Genomic DNA, 15,311 nt, shown 5'->3' on the forward strand with positions numbered 1-15,311 from the left:
CTAATGAAATGTTTGAACTGTGGCTGGAGTATGAAAAGCAAAATACACTTGAGTCAAAATTAGTTAAGTTATGTGATCACCTTTTACCATTTTTACTAAATTTGAAGACAAATGGTAAAATATGGACTGAGGGAAACGTTACAAAAAGTATGGTTTATAAGCGAAATGAAGTGATTTTTAACTATTTTCCTGAAATAGGAAACTTGATGAAAACTAAGATTGAATATGCAGTTAAAGAAGGATGGTTGAAAAATGTATAAAATAATATAATTTTAAAGCTATTTTTTTTACAAAAAGTGCCTTATAGAGTAAATGTGAGGATTTTTTTAGTGCTTTAGTCTCACAGGGGATATTTTGCTTTGGGGGAATAAATATTAACTGTATTTTTGTTAAAGTTGTTTGTCCAAATTCTGCATGAATCTATTCAAGCATGTCGTGAAGCCATTCTTGGCTTAAAATTTATGTGTTTCGAAATGCAGCAGATATTTATTTAAGTATGTTTGCAATGTTATTGCTCATATCTTTTCAAAAATTGCTATGCTCTTATTAGTTGTGAGTTTAGTGTATAAAAATGGTAATGATGATTATATTTTAAGCTAAATTATTGGTTGTGTATTCATGAATTTTGATGGTTTTTGATTGGGGCATATGAATAAATACTATTTACTAACTTTATTGTTGGTTATCACAGTTCATAATATAACTGCTTCAGAAGAAATATCTGATGAACAAAAAATTGATTTTTATATTAATACAATTGTTTTAAGTAAATGTACGAGGCAGATAGAATACTTGTGCTCTAAGCTAAAAAGTTTCAAGTATGGAGATATGCCCAGAATAACTCAATCGGGTCACTATGTTAGTGAAATTCATGCAGGCAATATGCAGTTCAATAAAGCGCTAGAATATCATAATATTTATGCGCTAATTTATTTTGATGTCAAAGAGGGGGAGAGGTATTTTTCTGCTTTTCAATTTGTTGCAGGGGATAAAAGTGCAGATCAACAGGTGAAAAGGTTTATGTACTTGCAAAACAGTAAGAATAATACACTGAGTTATGATTTAGACAGATTTATTTTAAAACATAAGAGGAGGCAAACTTTTGTTCAATGTGAAGAGCAAAAAAAACAGTTGCTCTGTAAACAGGGTAGCTCAATGTTTAAGGAAGTATACTTTAGAGCATATGGTGGTGATATTTATATGTTTGCTTTAGGCCAGGTACCTAAAACGAAAGGCAGCATGGATACAACGCCAGGTTTTTATATCTCAAATATTGGAAGTGATATATCTATTCAAGAATAATTCTTTAGTTCTTATTTTGCCCCCTCTAAAATTCCCTTGGCTCTAAATGGATTCCTAGGGCTGTTCTTGCATTTTTTCAAAGTCTATAACATTTTCTAATAGGTGCTGCTTTAGCAAAATCAGGCTAATGGCTGCAGAACCGTTTGCCGCATGGATGCGGCAGTCGAGCCTCCAGGGATGGATTTACGGCGTGTTCAGCAGGTATTGGGCTGACTTTGCGTAGCCGAGTAACTTATTTCACTCCTTTGTAATGAAATGATAAATGTATATACAAATTTTGCTTTAAAGGTTGACATTTGCGCCGCTTACTTTTAATTGTATATACAATAAATGACACCATTAATATAACAAGTGCTCTATAAATATAAGTAAAACCACTTCATCCTGAGCGAGTAACAGGCTATGCATAATGACCTGAGGGAATGTGATCACATTTGGCTCAATGCACGTATTGCCAGCATGGACCCAGCTGTTGATAAAGAATATGGGTATCTTGAAAACTATGCCTTGGGCACTAAGGATGGTCTTATCCATGCTCTTGTGCCTATGCCTGAGGTGTCTGAGTTAAGCTCATCTATTCCCAGTACAGATTTACATCGTCAATGGATTACCCCAGGACTTATAGATCCTCATACACACCTAGTATTTGCGGGGAATCGAGCTAACGAGTTTGAGCAGCGTTTGCAAGGCGTTGATTATCAAACCATTGCAAAACAAGGTGGTGGCATTCAGGCGACAGTAAAAGCAACCCGTGAGCTATGTGAGGCAAAGCTTTATGGGCTTGCTAAGCAGCGGTTACAGTCTTGGCTGCAAGAAGGGGTTACGACCATAGAAATTAAATCCGGCTATGGCCTGACCCTGGCTGATGAGTTGAAACAACTTCGGGTTGCACGCCAGTTAGCAAAGGAACTTCCTATACGTGTTAAGACCACTTTATTGGCAGCACACGCACTCCCACCCGAATATCAGCACGATGCAGATGGCTACATTGATTTTGTGTGTAATACCATAATTCCTGCAGCCGTTAATCAAGGTTTAGTGGATGCTGTCGATGTTTTTTGTGAAACCGTTGGATTTTCCAAAGCACAAAGTCAGCGTGTTTTATCAACAGCTGAGCAGTTTGGTTTATCGGTAAAAATCCATGCGGAACAACTCTCCAATCAGCAAGGTGCTGCTATGGCTGCTGCGCTGGGGGCATTGTCAGCAGATCATCTTGAATACCTGGATGAGAAAGGTGTAAAAGCCATGCACGCTGCAGGAACAGTCGCCATCTTATTACCTGGTGCTTTTTATTTCTTGCATGAAAAGCAGTTACCCCCTATCGAGCTTTTACGTAAATATCGAGTGCCCATAGCCCTTGCATCAGATTTTAACCCTGGAACCTCTCCATTAGCGTCTTTACAGCTCATGCTAAACATGGCGTGTACTTTGTTTCGATTAACACCCGCTGAAGCATTGGCCGGAGTTACGCGCCATGCAGCTCAAGCATTAGGGATCGCTGATGAGTGCGGCATGATAAAAGCAGGAATGAAAGCAGATTTTTGTTGTTGGGGTATAGATCATCCAGCAGAGCTTGCCTATATGGTGGGTACTCATCCATTACGTTCTCGTATTTTAGGTGGGCAGGTTGTGTCGGCCTAAAAACTATGGGTAAAGATAAATGACAATGCCCCAGTTATGCCTTTTAACGGCCGAAAAGATTAAGTAGAGGGGAACATGGAATCAAAAATAGAGCTGAAGTGCTGGAAGCCTACGCCAGTAACCATTTGGCAAGGACGAGAAGATACTGAGGAAGGTGCTGCAGGTTATCGTTGGCATCAACAAGTGCAATGTTTATCCAAACCTGACTGGCCTGCTCAAGGTAAGGTGTTATTAGGCTTTGTCTGTGAGGAAGGCGTGCGTCGTAATCAAGGGCGTGTTGGTGCAGCTGGTGGACCAGAGGCTATTCGCAAAGCGCTCGCTAACTTACCTTGGCATGACGACATCATCGAGCACCATGGGGTAGTGAAACATCAGGATCAAGCATTACAAGCGGGTACTCGGACATTGACTGAAGCCGCGATTTGGGATGGTGGTGATGTAGTTTGTGCTGAAGAGGATCCTTCACTCAAAGCGGATCTAGCTAAATCTCAACAAACTCTGGCAGACGTAATTACAGGGATTTTTCAGGCGGGGGCCAGACCTATGGTGCTTGGGGGAGGTCATGAAGTGGGCTTTGGCAGCTTTTTGGGCTTGGCTCAGTGGGCATTATGTCAGCCACAACTACCTCGAATTGGCATTCTTAATTTAGACCCGCATTTTGACATTAGAAAACCTGGTGCGAGTGGACCTTCATCAGGCACTCCTTTTTATCAAGTGGCTCAGTGGTGTGAAGAACATAAATGGCCTTTTCACTATGGTTGTTTGGGCATTAGTCGCTGGAGTAATACACAGGCATTATTCCAGCGAGCTGACGAGTGGCAGGTCCAGTACCGGTTTGATACTCAGGTTTCTGAGAGTCTACTTCCTGAAACGATCAGCTGGCTTGATGCCTTTATGGCAGAGATCGACTGGTTATACCTGACGATTGATATGGATGTGTTCCCGGCAGCACTCGTCCCTGGGGTAAGTGCACCCGCTGCTATGGGGGTTCATCCCTGGGTGGTTGAGCACATTATCAGCCATCTGCGTCAGCACTATAGCCATAAGCTGATGCTGGCAGATATTGCAGAGTTAAATCCTACCTATGATCGAGACCAAATAAGCACCAGAGTGGCAGCTCGACTGGTCGCTAATTTACTGCAATGAAAATCTAGAAGTTGCTCATAAGAAATCTAAATAATTAGGATGCAAGCGAGGAGCGTTACTATGAAGCGTCATGATCCAAGTCGTGAGATTCGTGCCTATCGAGGAACTGAATTACATGCTAAAAGCTGGCTCACAGAAGCGCCATTACGCATGTTGATGAATAATTTAGACCCCGAAGTGGCAGAGAAGCCCCAGGAGTTGGTGGTGTATGGCGGAATTGGCCGTGCCGCCCGGGATTGGCCTTGCTATGACAAAATAGTTGAAGTGTTACAGCGGTTGGAAGATGACGAAACCTTGTTAGTGCAATCGGGCAAACCAGTTGGTGTCTTTAAAACCCATACTGATGCCCCGCGTGTATTGATTGCCAACTCAAACCTGGTGCCACATTGGGCAAATTGGGATCATTTTAATGCCCTCGATAAGCAAGGGTTAATGATGTATGGCCAGATGACAGCGGGTTCATGGATTTACATTGGCTCTCAAGGCATCGTTCAGGGTACTTATGAAACCTTTGTCGCTGCGGGCAAACAGCACTTTCAGGGGGACTTATCGGGTCGTTGGATTCTTACCGCAGGTCTGGGGGGGATGGGTGGCGCACAGCCGCTAGCAGCCACAATGTCAGGGGCGAGCTGTCTGGCAGTGGAATGCGATGAAAGCCGAATCGATAAACGCCTGGAAACCCGCTATTTGGACCATAAAGTATACAGTTTGGATGAAGCCTTGGCGCTGATCGAACAGCATTGTAGTCAGGGTAAGGCTGTATCCGTGGGGCTTTTGGGGAATGCGGCAGAGGTCTTTCCTGCATTGGTCGAACGCAATGTACTGCCTGACTTAGTAACGGATCAAACCAGTGCCCATGATCCGTTGAATGGTTACCTGCCAAAAGGCTGGTCTCTGGCCCATGCAGACGAGATGCGCGAGCGTGATCCACAGGCAGTAGTTAAAGCGGCTAAAGCATCGATGGCGGAACAGGTTCAGGCCATGCTGACATTACAAAGCCGTGGTGCCAAAACCTTTGATTATGGCAACAATATTCGGCAAATGGCGCTAGAGGAAGGCGTTACTAATGCCTTTGATTTTCCTGGTTTTGTGCCTGCTTATATCAGGCCCTTGTTTTGTGAAGGCATAGGGCCTTTCCGCTGGGCTGTGCTCTCTGGTGATCCGGAAGACATTTATAAAACAGATGCTAAAGTCAAAGCGCTTATTCCTGATAACCCTCATTTACACAACTGGTTAGACATGGCTCGAGAGCGTATCCAATTTCAGGGTTTACCTGCACGTATTTGTTGGGTTGGGTTAAAAGATCGGGCCAGACTCGGTTTGGCATTTAATGAAATGGTTCGCCGTGGTGAGCTGAGTGCTCCCATTGTTATTGGTCGTGATCATCTGGATTCTGGCTCTGTCGCCAGTCCAAACAGAGAAACTGAAGGCATGATGGATGGCTCTGATGCAGTATCCGACTGGCCTTTATTAAATGCCATGTTAAATACAGCCGGTGGTGCAACTTGGGTAAGTATTCACCATGGTGGTGGGGTTGGTATGGGATTTAGTCAACATGCCGGATTTGTCATTGTGTGTGATGGTTCAGAGGATGCTGATCGCCGTTTACAACGTGTATTACATAATGATCCTGCAACAGGTGTCATGCGTCATGCTGATGCGGGTTATGACATTGCCGTTAATTGTGCCCGAGAGCAACAGTTGGATTTACCGATGCTGGATGTATAAAAAATAATGTAAATGCTTATATACCCTTTGCTGTGGGGATATTAATTAAGCATTCTAAAACAATACTGAAAAGGTCGTGCAGTTTTTAATAATAACTGGGTAAATCCAAATAAATTGCCACGACCTATTAGAAAAGGACCGGAGAAAGCGAGTATGGATCATATGAAGTTGCAACCCGGCCAATTAACCTTGGCTCAACTTAGGCAGGTATGGCAAAGCCCTTGTCAGGTTTCCTTAGATGATCAGGCATGGTCTGCTGTGTCAGCCAGTGCTGAGGTGATTGCTCAAGTGCTGGCTCAAGGACGGACTGTTTACGGTGTGAATACTGGATTCGGTGTATTAGCAAGTACGCGTATTGCAGATGATGAATTGGAAAAATTGCAGCGTTGTTTGGTGTTATCTCATGCGGCGGGGATCGGAGATCCACTGGATGAGTCTGTCGTCCGATTGATGTTATTGCTGAAAATTAACAGTTTGGCACGGGGGTTTTCGGGCGTTCGTCCTGAGGTTATTCAGGCACTTTGTAACCTATTAAATTCGGAAGTGTACCCATTAATCCCTGCTCAAGGATCAGTTGGTGCATCCGGTGATTTGGCGCCTTTAGCACATATGGCTGCCGTGTTGATTGGTGAGGGTGAAGCTTTTTATAAGGGCGAGCGAATGCCTGCGATGGTTGCATTAAAACAAATCAATATGGAACCGCTTACGCTCGCCCCTAAAGAGGGTTTAGCGTTATTGAATGGCACGCAAGCTTCAACGGCACTTGCATTAGTAGGATTGTTTGCAGCAGAAGATGTTTTTGCGGCAGCAATGGTTACTGGTGCAAGCTGTGTCGATGCAACCTTGGGTAGTCGTAAACCGTTTATGGCAGAAATACATCAAGTGAGGGGGCATCAGGCACAAATTGATGTGGCTTCAATGTTTAGGGTTTTATTGGATAAAAGCCAAATAGAAGCCTCTCATGTTAATTGTGATCGTGTGCAGGATCCTTACTCATTACGCTGCCAGCCTCAAGTGATGGGCGCATGTTTACAGCAGATGCGCCACGCGGCTGACATCATTATTACTGAAGCCAATGCTGTCTCTGATAACCCTTTGGTTTTTGCAGACGATATTGTTTCTGGCGGTAATTTTCATGCAGAACCTATTGCCATGGCTGCTGATAATTTAGCATTGGCGATTGCCGAGGTGGGTGCTTTATCTGAACGTCGTATTGCTTTGCTGGTAGATAAGCATATGAGTCAGTTGCCGCCTTTCTTAGTTGCTAATAGTGGTGTGAACTCTGGATTTATGATTGCTCAAGTGACTGCAGCAGCTTTAGCCAGTGAGAACAAGAGCCTGGCACATCCTTCAAGTGTTGATAGTCTACCCACATCTGCCAACCAGGAAGATCATGTTTCAATGGCAACATATGCCGCACGCAGGTTGAAAACAATGGCCGCTAATACGGCAGGTATTATTGCTATTGAGTGGTTGGGGGTTGCACAGGGGCTGGACTTTAGAAAGCCATTACTGACTTCTGAGCCATTACAGCAGGCATACAATATACTGCGAGAAAAAGTGAAATTTTATGAAGAAGATAGATACTTTTCTCCTGATATAGAAGCAGCCTGCCAACTGATTCAGCAGAGTGAATTATACCCATTGCTTACACAGCCGTTATTACCTAGTCAGATAAAGATATAATTAAAATAAGGTGCTCTATAAGTTAGTAGAAAAATTTTGTTATTTTAATAAAAAATTATTACAAGGAGGTCTTAATGCCTCCTTTTTATTAATATAACCTTTGCTGTGGGCATATATCCACAGCAAAGGTTTTTTAGGGGCAGTTACACAAGAATAGCAATGGCAAACATTAAACATGTGATTTGTAAAGGGATAAGTCTACTTTAGCCTAAATGTCACTATACTTACTTAATATCAAATAAATTTTCAAATATTAGCAATAATAAGTAATAGAATTACAGAGGTTTGGCATGGGTAACTCAACAAGTAATGGTGATGAAAATATTGATCACCGATTACAACTTAGAAATTTAAAGTTAGACGATTACGTTGATATTAAGAATATTATGGATCGTGTGTATCCTCAAATGGGTGGGGGGTGGCCACAATCTAAATATAAAACAATGCTAAAAACGTTTCCTGAAGGTCAAATATGCATTGATGATAATGGTGTTGTTATTGCCGCCGCTTTTTCAGTTATCGTAGATTATGACCAGTTTGGCGATGAGCACACCTATGATGAAATTACAGGCAATGCTTATTTAACAACCCATGATCCCAACGGTGATGTGCTTTATGGTGTCGATGTATTTGTTGATCCAGAGTATCGGGACATGCGCTTAGGTCGGAGATTGTACGAAGCAAGGAAAGAGCTTTGTCGTAGTTTAAATCTTCGAGCCATTATTGCAGGTGGACGAATTCCTCATTATAAACAACATGGTAAAAATTTATCACCACAAGAATATATTGAAGCAGTGAAACGCAAAGAAATATATGATCCCATTTTAACATTTCAATTATCGAATGATTTTGAAGTAAAAAGAGTTCTTACTGATTATTTACCTGAAGATGAAGATTCGAAAGGTTTTGCGACACTCCTTGAGTGGTTTAATATTTATTATAATCCACGACGTCGGAAATTATTTGGCGCTAAAAAAAATACAGCACGGATAGGTTGTGTGCAGTGGCAAATGCGAGAGTTGCATAGTGTTGAAGATTTACTGCAGCAGGTAGAATACTTTATTGATGCATTGTCAGACTATCGCTGCGATGTGGCCTTGTTTCCTGAATTTTTTCATGCACCATTAATGGGTTTGCAACACCATCAAAATTCAGTCGAAGCCGTTAGGTTTCTAGCGGAATTTACTGATCAAATCAGGGAAGAAATGTCGAAATTGGCCGTAAGTTATAATATCAATGTTATTGCGGGGTCCATGCCATTAATTGAAGATGATGAATTATATAATGTTGCTTACATGTGTAAACGAGATGGAACCTATGAAGCACAATATAAATTACATCCAACTCCTCATGAAAAGAAAGATTGGATAATGCAGGGAGGCAATGACCTTCACTTATTTGACACTGACTTTGGTCGAGTCGGCGTTTTAATTTGTTATGATGTCGAGTTTCCGGAGTTAGCGCGTTTGCTCGCTGATCAAGATATGCAAATATTGCTTGTGCCATTTTGGACTGATACTAAAAATGGTTACCTTCGTGTGCGTCGATGTGCACAAGCACGTGCTATCGAAAATGAATGCTATGTTGCGATTGCAGGAAGTATTGGTAATTTACCTAAAGTCGACAGTGTTGATATTCAATACGGTCATACCGCTGTATTTTCGCCATCTGACTTTGCTTTTCCTCATGATGCCATTATGGCAGAAACAACACCGAATACTGAGATGACACTCATTGTGGATGTCGATCTTAAAAAATTACAGATATTACAGAATGAAGGTTCAGTCCGTAACTTTTTGGATCGACGGCGCGATCTATATCGAATCGACTGGTTAGGTGATTAAAAAAATGGGTGTGTTTTGGTAATAATTGAGATAGTTAGACTATGCTTTGTTTTAGTCAATAGTAGTAATAGGTGCTCTGAAAATGCAAAGCATAGGATCATTGTATAATGTTAAATTTGGTGGTCGATTAGTCTTTTTTCTATTTCTAATTATTACTTTCTATGCAAAGACAGCGCTTTCAGTTGAGAGGGAAATATCAATTGATAAGAGTCGCTCTGTCATTATAACTTTACCTAAGGGGTGGCGATTAATACGAACGATATTGCCATCTGAAAGGCCTGCTAAGAATATTAAAATTATTAATGGAGATTATGTAATTATTGTATCGTTAATTGGAACAAAAGATGGCTCATTACTTAATATCAGTGATGAAAAGATTGTATCGGCTGTTAAAAAAGGTGCTCAACAACATTTACCAAATTCAGTAGAGGAAAATATAACAGTACATAAAATGCAGAGTAATACAATAAAGGGAGCATATGCGTCATTTACCGATAAAACATGGGTGGGTAAACAGCCTACGCCAGGTGAGTTTAGGCATGTGACCAACTGCGCTCTTGTGATTGGAAAATCTATTTTTGGAGCTGTGACTTATCTTTCTAATGAAATAGAAGGAGAAATTTTCAAAGAAGGATTAACTATTCTAAAAAATTTAAGGTCACAGGAATAATAGTATGGAGTGATGTGAGTTAAAAGGGAGCAAAACTAAAACTTTTGAAAAAAGTGGTGGTGACATGCTCAAAGTCGCTAGAGTGGGAGATAAAGACAGTCAAGGTAATACAATCATTGAAGGAAGTGCATTTATGAAAGACCAAGGATTACCTGTGGCTAGAGTGGGTGATAAATTAAGTGATGGTAGTTCGATTGTTTCTGGTAGCTCATCTGTGTTAGTGGATGGTCGTCCTGTTGCGATTGTGGGTAGCCAGGTAAGTAATGGGAGTATTATAATTGGTCCAGGAAGTTCGAAAATTGTCACAGCTTAATAAGATATCTACGAATATTGTTGTAGATATGGCATTTAAAAAATATTAAAAATGTATTGAGGGATAAATGGTAGTTGCGGAAACGGAAAGATTAATAATTCGGTATTTAACGATAGATGATTCAGTTTTTATTTTTAAACTATATAATTCAGAGCCATTTATAGAGTTTGTAGGTGATAAGAATATTAAATCCGTTGAAGAAGCAAAAAAATATCTTATTGATGGACCCATTAAGATGTATACTCAGAAAGGGGTAGGGCTGTATCTTGTTGAGTTAAAAAATGAACAGATCCCATTAGGCATATGTGGATTAATTAAAAGAGATAACTTGGATGATATTGATATAGGGTATGGATTTTTACCAGACTACTGCGGATTTGGTTATGCTTATGAGTCAGCACATGCAGTGCTTGATTATGCCAAACAAACACTAAACTTAAAGCGAGTTGTTGCGATCACAACATTTGACAATATTTCGTGTATTCGTTTACTGAGTAAACTTGGTTTGGAGTATATTGGAATACTGGATGAACGTTTTAAGAGCAATGAAGTCAATAATGATGATAGTGTAGAAAATTCATGTCGGAGAAGCATGAGGCTCTATGCGATTAACTTCTGAAAGGGTAGTTTTATTTTGAAGTTTAATAATTTAATTATGCTTAAAATAAGAATTAACTAAAGTATAAGTATGTGTTGTATAACCAGTTGATTATTGAAGTGTTGCATTATGATCGGTTGATTTTTGATCATGTACAGCCACATTGCTATAAAAAAATCTTGTTCAAATCTCTTGCCCATGCCTGGTTCATGGTTATAATCCATTCTCTAATATAACTACCGCTGTAGGTGAAATGACCACTGCGTTTTATATTCACTTTGCAATAAGCTGCTTTCTGGTGGTTTAAGGAATAATTAATCAATTTCTCCAGGATTAGGTGGGCAATGAAAAAGCCATTTTTCTTTATCAGTTTATGGTTACTGAGTGCAGTACTTTTGGTAGGCTGTTCCAGTGAAATAAGAGTCAAAAGCGACTTAGGCATTGACGGGGCGCCTGAATGGGTCAATGAAGGAACACAAGCCGTATCAAATAAAGACGGTCGTTTTATTTATGGCGTAGGTATGGCGCCAAATATTGGTGATTTTTCATTGCAAAAATCAACAGCTGAAAACCGTGCCAGAGCTGAAATTGCTAAAGTCCTATCAGTATCGATGGATACATTACATACCGATTATCAAGGTAGCGATGGTGAGGATGTTGATACGAACATTGAGCGTGAAATAAATGCACAAACGCAGCTTGCTTTAACGGGCGCCAAAATTATTGGTCACTGGCGAGATCAAAATACACAGGATATCTATGCAATAGCCCAGTTAGATCTGGATAAGTTGGAAAAGTCGATTAAACGTGCAGAAAAATTAAGTGAGCGCTTTAAAAGACGCTTTATCAATAATGCAAATCTGAATTTTGATCGCTTTATGAAAGGAAATAGGTAGTGAAACAAGTAATGAAGTTATTAACCACTGGTTTGGTAGGGTTTCTGTTAACTGCGTGTAATGTGACAAAAGTTACGCGAATGGGGGCTGACGAATCTATAGATCTTAGTGGTGCTTGGAATGATACTGATTCACAGCTTGTTGCTAGAGAAATGATTGGTGATGCACTCAATAGACCTTGGTTGAGTAATTTTTCAGCACGCAGAGGTAAAACGCCAGCGGTGATTGTTGGGAGTGTGCGTAACTTAAGTCATGAACATATTAATGTACGAACATTTGTTGCTGAGTTAGAGCGTGAGTTGGTTAATTCAGGGCATGTAGAGTTTGTGGCTTCTCGAAATGATCGTAATGAAGTTCGTGAAGAACGTATGGATCAGGATTTACATGCAAGTGAGGATACACGCAATGCGGCTGGTCAGGAACGTGGCGCTGACTTTATGTTGCAAGGGCAGATTAATACCATTATTGATGTAAATGACAATAAACAGGTTCGGTATTATCAAGTGGATCTGACACTGGTGAGTATGGCTGATAATCGAAAGGTATGGTTGGGACAGAAAAAAATTAAAAAGTTTGTTGAAAATAGTAAGTTTCGTTATTAAACCATACACTCATACACTAACAGATACCTCGAAAGTTTGCTGATGAGAATCATAAAATACAAATACCCCTTACTTTTAGGGGTATTGTTATGCGTGTTATTACAGGGATGTTCGATAACATCAATGAGAGTAAATGCTCTTGCGTCGGATTTGGAAAGCAGCCCCCCAGAACAAGTGTTAACTGATTTAGAAAATATAGCGTTTCCTGAGCGCGACCGAGTACAGTTCCTTCTTAATTTTGGTATTCTGAAAAGTTTGTCAGGTGATTTCGAAGGCTCCATTAAAGACTTACAAGAAGCAAAGAGTGTTATTCAGCAAGTAGAAGCTACTAGCATTAGTGAAAATATTGGTGCTGTGGCAGTCAATGATACGCTAAAAAGTTATGTCGCTACGCCTGGCGAACAAATGCTCATACATCAGATTCTGTTAACTAATTATTTACTTAAAGGACAGTTGGATGAGGCGCGCGTTGAAGTTCTTCAAGCTCAAGTAAAAGCTAAAAAGTTTTCAGGAAAAAGTGAGTTAACAGGTCGTTTGGCTAGTATGGAATACTTGGCTGGATTGGTTTATGAACTGCATAATGAAGTTGATAATGCAATGATTAGTTATCGTAATGCAGCTCGTTTTATGAAAAAAAGAGACATGGAAATTCCTGATGTATTGCAGAATAGCCTGTTACGGTGTAGTTATTTATTGGGCTTAAAGAATGAATATAAAAAATATGTTATTTTATTTGGGAGAAAGACAGCCCGAGCTGATCACAAAAAAGGTGAACTGACTGTTATATTTTGGGATGGTGTGGTCAGTGCTAAAAAACAAAACTTTATCACTGTGTATGTTCCAAAACTAGAGCATAATGTGACGTTAGCATTACCTTATTACCCCGATAAAAGTAAGCCAATAATGCCATTGGTATTTACCACTGGCGATAATGTTTTTAAAACAGAACCAATTGAAAATGTAGAAAAAATTGTACGAGAAGATCTTGATGCTCAGAAAAAGGTCATTTATTCAACCGTATTAGCGCGTATGGTAGCAAAGCATTTAGCGATAAAGGTGAGCCAGGGGCAAAATGCTGAAGGACTGTCCATGCTACTGAATTTAGCCTCAGTATTAACAGAGGCTGCTGATGTGAGAAGTTGGAATATGCTGCCTTCTTCAATACAGGTCGCTAGGGTTAAATTAGCACCTGGACGTTATCAGTTGTTTCCTAATCAAACAAAGAGGCAGGTTGCAAAAGTAAAAAATAATTATTGGAATCCACTATTGTTTTTGAGTGAAGTAAAAGGAGCGACCATTGATCAACCAGTTGGTAAATCAATGGTGAGAGGGGAAAAACTGGACGAGTTTATGTTAGATATTAAAGCAGGACAAAAAGTACTTCTTTTTGTGCCTGGAGTAACTAATCGAGTTTATAGCCACTACATGTAGTAAACACAAGTTTTTTGACTAAAAATAAATTATTTAAGGCTTCTAATCGTGAAAATAACTGATATTTTTCGCTTATTTACGATTTCTATCTATATAGTTATTGTCTCTGGTTGTGTAAGTCAACCTAGACAACCTGATTGGATTACCATACAACCAAAAGCCTATCCTGAAAAACAGTTTGTGATTGCCGTGGGCGAGGCAGATACACAGCATGTAGCAGATGATAGAGCATTAGCGAATTTAGGAAAATTTTTTGAAGTGAGTGTTGCTGATGTCTCATCTGACTTTTCGCAAGCCAGTTTAGATGGAAGTGAGAGTGAAAAGCGCTTTCTCAATGAACAAAAATTTATGAGGCAAGTTAATACACAAACAAAACAGGTACTTGAAGGTGTCCGTGTTGTTGAGCGATACAAGTCAAAAGATGGGCGTTATTATAGCTTGGCCGTACTAAAAAAATCACCTCTTGCCAGAAGGCTTAGAAAGTCAATCCTGGCTGCTGATCGTAATACAAATGATGCAATACTGTATGCGCAGAAACAGGCTAAAAACCCTATAGTGGCGTTAGCTTCATTGGAGAAAGCCAGACAGTTTCAAATAAAGAGAGATATTGAAAATACTCGGTTAAGTGTTTTAATGGGGAGAGGTATCACAAGCAAGATCAGTGCGGAAACCATTAAACAACAGATAGAACAGGGGCTTTCCACACTACAATTTTCCATTGATGCTGATAGGAAAAAAGACTTTGATTTATTAGCATCGGTTATTAGTGGGGTCGGTATTCCTATTACAAATCATACAGACTATAAAATAAAGTTGAATATTGATAGGGCTCCCGTTTCTTATAGGCAAGGTTGGTTTTGGCTAAGAGGTTCAGCTGAGCTGGTTATTTATCATGGAGAAACGAGTTTAGCGAAAAAGCGTTGGCCTTTTAAAGTTTCTTCGCAAGAGGAGAATTTGATTGAGCAGCGTTTGAGTGATCATTTAGTGAAAGAACTACCTGCTTATTTTTACTCGATGTTAACAACAGAATCTTAACATTAATTTATTTGACCCTGTAAATATTTCTGTGTATCCGCCCAGTTTTAAATATAGGGTCTAAGTCGATCTTCAAACTCAATCATAAATCGATTTAACGCCGCTTTCCAATTTCGAATCGGCATTGTCCACTTTTTTGATGCATCCTGAATCGCTAAGAAAATAACTTTTCTTGCCGCATCATCCGTTGGAAACAATTTACGCTTTTTAATCGCTTTTCGAATGACACTGTTGAGTGACTCAATCGCATTCGTCGTATAAATCGCTCTAATGCTCGAAGAGCCTCTTCTTCTGTGGCTGATTGGTATATCCGCTTAAGGCCACTGGTGACCGCCTTATAGTCTTTCCAAGGCACATATTTCACTGCGTTACGTACCATATGGACGATACACAGTTGTATTTGTGTTTCAGGATAGACG

14 protein-coding genes and 1 pseudogene are annotated in these 15,311 nt (G+C 40.1%); 14 read left to right on the forward strand and 1 reads right to left on the reverse strand.

The genetic code is table 11. The annotated features are described in order from the left end of the window. The 14 genes from KCG35_RS21295 to KCG35_RS21360 all read left to right on the forward strand — a co-directional run. A partial coding sequence (locus KCG35_RS21295; protein ID WP_215821884.1) for an HD domain-containing protein occupies positions 1-260 on the forward strand: 260 nt, incomplete at its 5' end. 388 nt (positions 261-648) lie between these two features. Further along, positions 649-1,302, forward strand: coding sequence for a hypothetical protein (locus KCG35_RS21300; protein ID WP_215821885.1), 654 nt, complete (start codon positions 649-651; stop codon positions 1,300-1,302). Between the two features lie 402 nt (positions 1,303-1,704). Beyond that, positions 1,705-2,943, forward strand: coding sequence for an imidazolonepropionase (gene hutI / locus KCG35_RS21305; RefSeq protein WP_215821886.1), 1,239 nt, complete (start codon positions 1,705-1,707; stop codon positions 2,941-2,943). 75 nt (positions 2,944-3,018) lie between these two features. Beyond that, positions 3,019-4,089: a formimidoylglutamase gene (gene hutG / locus KCG35_RS21310; protein ID WP_215821887.1), complete on the forward strand. Its 1,071-nt coding sequence runs from the start codon at positions 3,019-3,021 to the stop codon at positions 4,087-4,089. Positions 4,090-4,149: 60 nt separating this feature from the next. After that, the gene (hutU, locus tag KCG35_RS21315) at positions 4,150-5,817 is read left to right on the forward strand and encodes a urocanate hydratase (protein WP_215821888.1); all 1,668 of its coding nucleotides are present in this window, start codon (positions 4,150-4,152) and stop codon (positions 5,815-5,817) included. Between the two features lie 153 nt (positions 5,818-5,970). Next, complete coding sequence (hutH, locus tag KCG35_RS21320) at positions 5,971-7,503, forward strand: histidine ammonia-lyase (protein ID WP_215821889.1); 1,533 nt, start codon at positions 5,971-5,973, stop codon at positions 7,501-7,503. A gap of 290 nt (positions 7,504-7,793) precedes the next feature. Then, complete coding sequence (locus KCG35_RS21325) at positions 7,794-9,347, forward strand: bifunctional GNAT family N-acetyltransferase/carbon-nitrogen hydrolase family protein (protein ID WP_215821890.1); 1,554 nt, start codon at positions 7,794-7,796, stop codon at positions 9,345-9,347. A gap of 82 nt (positions 9,348-9,429) precedes the next feature. Next, entirely contained in the window at positions 9,430-10,017 is a 588-nt protein-coding gene (locus KCG35_RS21330) for a hypothetical protein (RefSeq protein ID WP_215821891.1), read from the forward strand. A gap of 64 nt (positions 10,018-10,081) precedes the next feature. Continuing rightward, positions 10,082-10,330 carry a PAAR domain-containing protein gene (locus KCG35_RS21335; protein WP_215821892.1) on the forward strand — a complete coding sequence of 83 codons (249 nt, stop codon included), beginning with the start codon at positions 10,082-10,084 and terminating at the stop codon, positions 10,328-10,330. 67 nt (positions 10,331-10,397) lie between these two features. Further along, a complete protein-coding gene (locus KCG35_RS21340) occupies positions 10,398-10,949 on the forward strand; it encodes a GNAT family N-acetyltransferase (RefSeq protein ID WP_215821893.1) in 552 nt (183 codons plus the stop codon). Positions 10,950-11,272: 323 nt separating this feature from the next. Beyond that, the gene (locus KCG35_RS21345) at positions 11,273-11,824 is read left to right on the forward strand and encodes an LPP20 family lipoprotein (protein WP_215821894.1); all 552 of its coding nucleotides are present in this window, start codon (positions 11,273-11,275) and stop codon (positions 11,822-11,824) included. Further along, the gene (locus KCG35_RS21350; protein WP_309227478.1) at positions 11,824-12,426 is read left to right on the forward strand and encodes a penicillin-binding protein activator LpoB; all 603 of its coding nucleotides are present in this window, start codon (positions 11,824-11,826) and stop codon (positions 12,424-12,426) included. Before KCG35_RS21345 ends, KCG35_RS21350 begins: the two co-directional genes overlap by 1 nt. A gap of 123 nt (positions 12,427-12,549) precedes the next feature. Then, positions 12,550-13,857, forward strand: a complete 1,308-nt coding sequence (locus tag KCG35_RS21355; RefSeq protein ID WP_215821895.1) for a COG3014 family protein — start codon at positions 12,550-12,552, stop codon at positions 13,855-13,857. A gap of 48 nt (positions 13,858-13,905) precedes the next feature. Then, a complete protein-coding gene (locus KCG35_RS21360) occupies positions 13,906-14,892 on the forward strand; it encodes an LPP20 family lipoprotein (RefSeq protein ID WP_215821896.1) in 987 nt (328 codons plus the stop codon). Between the two features lie 47 nt (positions 14,893-14,939). Here KCG35_RS21360 and KCG35_RS21365 read toward each other — a convergent pair. Next, positions 14,940-15,271: pseudogene (locus tag KCG35_RS21365) on the reverse strand (hypothetical protein). Positions 15,272-15,311 lie beyond the last annotated feature (40 nt).

It is taken from the genome of Zooshikella harenae, assembly GCF_018837975.1.
Classification (GTDB): domain Bacteria; phylum Pseudomonadota; class Gammaproteobacteria; order Pseudomonadales; family Zooshikellaceae; genus Zooshikella; species Zooshikella harenae.

Excerpts from the sequence above, each read along its gene's own strand:
- hutI (WP_215821886.1), top strand. The coding sequence starts at position 1,705 with ATGCATAATGACCTGAGGGAATGTGATCACATTTGGCTCAATGCACGT.
- KCG35_RS21355 (WP_215821895.1), top strand. The coding sequence starts at position 12,550 with ATGAGAGTAAATGCTCTTGCGTCGGATTTGGAAAGCAGCCCCCCAGAA.
- KCG35_RS21340 (WP_215821893.1), top strand. The coding sequence starts at position 10,398 with ATGGTAGTTGCGGAAACGGAAAGATTAATAATTCGGTATTTAACGATA.
- KCG35_RS21330 (WP_215821891.1), top strand. The coding sequence starts at position 9,430 with ATGCAAAGCATAGGATCATTGTATAATGTTAAATTTGGTGGTCGATTA.
- hutG (WP_215821887.1), top strand. The coding sequence starts at position 3,019 with ATGGAATCAAAAATAGAGCTGAAGTGCTGGAAGCCTACGCCAGTAACC.
- hutU (WP_215821888.1), top strand. The coding sequence starts at position 4,150 with ATGAAGCGTCATGATCCAAGTCGTGAGATTCGTGCCTATCGAGGAACT.
- KCG35_RS21325 (WP_215821890.1), top strand. The coding sequence starts at position 7,794 with ATGGGTAACTCAACAAGTAATGGTGATGAAAATATTGATCACCGATTA.
- KCG35_RS21345 (WP_215821894.1), top strand. The coding sequence starts at position 11,273 with ATGAAAAAGCCATTTTTCTTTATCAGTTTATGGTTACTGAGTGCAGTA.
- KCG35_RS21335 (WP_215821892.1), top strand. The coding sequence starts at position 10,082 with ATGCTCAAAGTCGCTAGAGTGGGAGATAAAGACAGTCAAGGTAATACA.
- hutH (WP_215821889.1), top strand. The coding sequence starts at position 5,971 with ATGGATCATATGAAGTTGCAACCCGGCCAATTAACCTTGGCTCAACTT.
- KCG35_RS21300 (WP_215821885.1), top strand. The coding sequence starts at position 649 with ATGAATAAATACTATTTACTAACTTTATTGTTGGTTATCACAGTTCAT.